At 42.2% G+C, this 3,444-nt stretch carries 3 protein-coding genes; 2 read left to right on the plus strand and 1 reads right to left on the minus strand.

Annotation, left to right across the window (positions count from 1 at the left end; translation table 11 throughout):
- Window positions 1-65: 65 nt before the first annotated feature.
- Window positions 66-1,166, minus strand: a complete 1,101-nt coding sequence (locus KTE19_RS13245; protein WP_217342485.1) for a M24 family metallopeptidase — start codon at window positions 1,164-1,166, stop codon at window positions 66-68.
- Between the two features lie 205 nt (window positions 1,167-1,371).
- Between KTE19_RS13245 and ccpA the strand changes: the two genes are divergently transcribed.
- Window positions 1,372-2,373 carry a catabolite control protein A gene (ccpA, locus tag KTE19_RS13250; RefSeq protein ID WP_217161362.1) on the plus strand — a complete coding sequence of 334 codons (1,002 nt, stop codon included), beginning with the start codon at window positions 1,372-1,374 and terminating at the stop codon, window positions 2,371-2,373.
- A 159-nt stretch (window positions 2,374-2,532) separates the two neighbouring features.
- The gene (locus KTE19_RS13255; protein ID WP_056982895.1) at window positions 2,533-3,267 is read left to right on the plus strand and encodes a YebC/PmpR family DNA-binding transcriptional regulator; all 735 of its coding nucleotides are present in this window, start codon (window positions 2,533-2,535) and stop codon (window positions 3,265-3,267) included.
- Window positions 3,268-3,444 lie beyond the last annotated feature (177 nt).

A 3,444-nucleotide genomic window follows, 5' to 3' on the forward strand; every position in this document is an offset into this window, starting at 1 on the left:
ATCACCTCATACTTAATTAATAATTCTATGGTACTCAAAAAGACGTCTACGAAGTAGACGTCCAGTTATTTAGTGCTTACTCTTAATTCTTTCGTGGTGTGGGTAAATGGCTCAGAACCCGTTTCAGTTACATGGACACAGTCTTCAATTCTGACCCCAGCAACGTTTGGAATGTAAATACCCGGCTCGATTGAGAAACACATCCCTGGCTGAAGTTCCATATCATTACCTTCCATGATAGATGGAAATTCATGTTCGCTCATTCCCATTCCGTGACCTAATCTGTGAATAAAGTATTCCCCATAACCGGCCTTAGCGATCACGTCACGGGCAATCTTGTCCAGTTGGGCGGCGGTAATTCCGGGTTTCACTGCAGCCTGGGCCGTGAGCTGCGCCTCCAAACAAACTTTATGGATATCCATTGATTTTTCATCAGGTTTGCCAACTGCAATTGTTCGGGAAGCATCACTGATGTATCCCTGCCAAACTGTTCCTAAGTCAAATAGGACTAATTTGTTGTTTTCAATCTTTTTTTCGCTGGTCGCGCCATGAGGTTCAGCCGCATGAGCAGCGGATTGAACAAGTGATGGGAAACTCAATTCCATGATACCGTTTTGCATCAAGGCGTATTGAAGATCGGCGGCAACCTGGTCCTCAGTTTTGCCGGCTTGGACAGCTTCAAACCCCTTTTGGAGGGCAAAATCATCCCATTTTCCGGCAATCTTTAGTTTTTCAATTTCGTCAGCGGACTTAATCAACCGCATTTGCTCGATGAACGGGGTGAGGTTTGCTGAAAAGTCACCATTTGGAAATAACTGTTGAAGATTTTCGAGCCGTTCTACGGAAAGTTGGGCCTTTTCAATCGCAAACTTTTCGTTGTTCGCATGTCGAGCTGAAATTTGGTCGGCAATCATTTTCCAGGGGTCTTCATGATCCAGGTAGCCGTAAACCGGACTCGTCCAACCAGTGTCTTTGATTGCTTCGGTTTCCAATGCAGGTCCAAACAAGAATGGATCATCGTTCTTAAAGACCACCAACATTAACACCCGTTCAGCTGGATCACTGTAAAAAGTAGTGAGATACTGGATTGTTTTGGGATCGCTGATCAAGGCAACATCTTCATTATTGTCGGCAAGCCAACGTTGGACTTTTTCTATTTTATTCATCGGTTCCACTCCTTCATATTTTACCAGTAGTATATCATAACTATTCTGCAGAAAATTCCGCTTACACTTGAATTTTCACAAATGTTAGTTTATGATTTAATTGAAAACGTTTTCAGATTGCCGTCGAGCTTTTTATTTGTTATATTAGATGGTGTTTTGAAAATCGATGAAAACAGATTGTGACATGGAAGAAAGGGCTATCTTTATGGATAAACAAACGATTACAATTTATGATGTTGCCCGAGAAGCTAGCGTATCAATGGCAACTGTCTCGAGAGTAGTGAATGGAAACGCCAATGTGAAGCCTGCCACCCGTAAAAAGGTGTTGGACGTGATCGAAAAGCTGGACTACCGACCAAATGCGGTTGCACGAGGCTTAGCAAGCAAAAAGACCACGACGGTTGGGGTGATTGTTCCGGATGTGACAAATATGTACTTTGCTTCACTTGCACGTGGAATTGACGATGTTGCGACGATGTATAAATACAATATTATTTTGACCAATTCAGATTCCAACAGCGAAAAAGAAATCAAGGTGCTCAATACCTTACTGTCAAAGCAAGTTGATGGCATTGTCTTTATGGGTAACGAAATTACTGAAAAGCTCCGTGAAGAGTTCAAACGAACTAAGACACCAATCGTCTTGGCAGGATCTGTTGATGATGCGGGAGACAACCCAAGTGTTAACATTGACTACGTTGCCGCTGTTCAAGAAGAAGTCAAGAATTTAATCGACCGTGGGAACAAGCGGGTTGCCTTTGTTTGTGGGCCACTTGATCAAGCAATTAATGGAAAGTATCGTTTGAAGGGATACAAGCAGGCCTTAAAGAGTGCCGGGATTGCTTATGATGATAAGCTGGTGTTTGAGACTGACGATACATACAAAACAGGCACCTTGCTTCAACCAGCATTAATGGCCGTGAATGCCACTGCAGCAATGGTTACTGATGATGAATTGGCTGCCGGTATCATGAATGGCATGTCAGACGCGGATGTTAAAGTTCCTGAACAATTCGAAATCATCACCAGTAACGATACAAAATTAACTGAGATGGTTCGACCAAAGATGTCGTCAATTACTCAGCCACTTTACGATATTGGTGCGGTTTCAATGCGTTTATTAACCAAGTTGATGAACAACGAGCCAGTTGACGAGAAGAATGTCTTGCTTCCTTATGGTTTGATGAAGCGTGAATCAACAAAGTAATCTCGCTTCCGGTACGCTCAGTTTGATTGAAGATGGTTTCATTTTACAGAAAACGCCCGCTTGTGGATCGATTGAAAAATCTTGAAACGCCGGGACGTATCTGGTAAGATGTTGTCGTATGTGTGAAACTAGTAAACTATTTAGAAAAGAGGAGTTATTATGTCAGGACATTCAAAATGGCATAACATTCAGGGTCGTAAAAACGCCCAGGATGCTAAACGTGGAAAGATTTTCCAAAAAATATCACGTGACTTGTATCAAGCCGCTAAAGCAGGTGATCCTGATCCCGAAAATAATCCTCAACTGCGTTTGGTAATGGAAAAAGCTCGTGCTGCTAACATGCCTAAAGACAACGTTCAACGAGCAATTGATAAGGCTTCCGGTGTTGGTGGAGCCAAATTTGAAGAAATTACTTACGAGGGTTATGGCCCAGGTGGAACTGCAATCATGGTTTCCGCTTTAACTGATAATAAAAACCGAACGGCAGCTGCTGTCCGTTCTGCATTTACTCATCACGGTGGCTCACTTGGTGCTAACGGATCAGTTTCATACATGTTTGATCGAAAGGGCTACATTGTAATCCTTAGAGACGGTCTTGATGCTGACGAAGATACAATGTTGATGGATGCATTGGATGCCGGTGCTGATGATATGAATTCCACTGATGAAGAATATCAAATCTTCACTGATCCTAAATCAATGCCCGAAGTACGAGATGCGCTTCAAAAGAAGGGCTATGATTTGGATACGGCCGAAGTTCGGATGTTCCCAGAGAACACAACCGAAGTTCCGGAAGATAAGATTTCTCAATACACTGGTTTAATCGATGAGCTTGAAGATAATGATGATGTGCAAGATGTCTATGAAGCCGCTACATTACCTGAGGGCAACTAATTCAATAGTTTAACCAATCAAGGATGACCATTTTTGGCCATCTTTTTTTATTTTCCTTGAATTTACACTTTAAGTGCAACACTAATTAAATAAAGAGGGTCTAAACTTTCTGGTATTGATGGAAATCATCAATGCCAGTTTTTTTATCCAGAATAAATGGGACATCACTGTCCCCTA

Origin of the sequence: Lentilactobacillus dabitei (assembly GCF_019061365.1) — a bacterium.
GTDB classification, from domain to species: Bacteria; Bacillota; Bacilli; order Lactobacillales; family Lactobacillaceae; genus Lentilactobacillus; species Lentilactobacillus dabitei.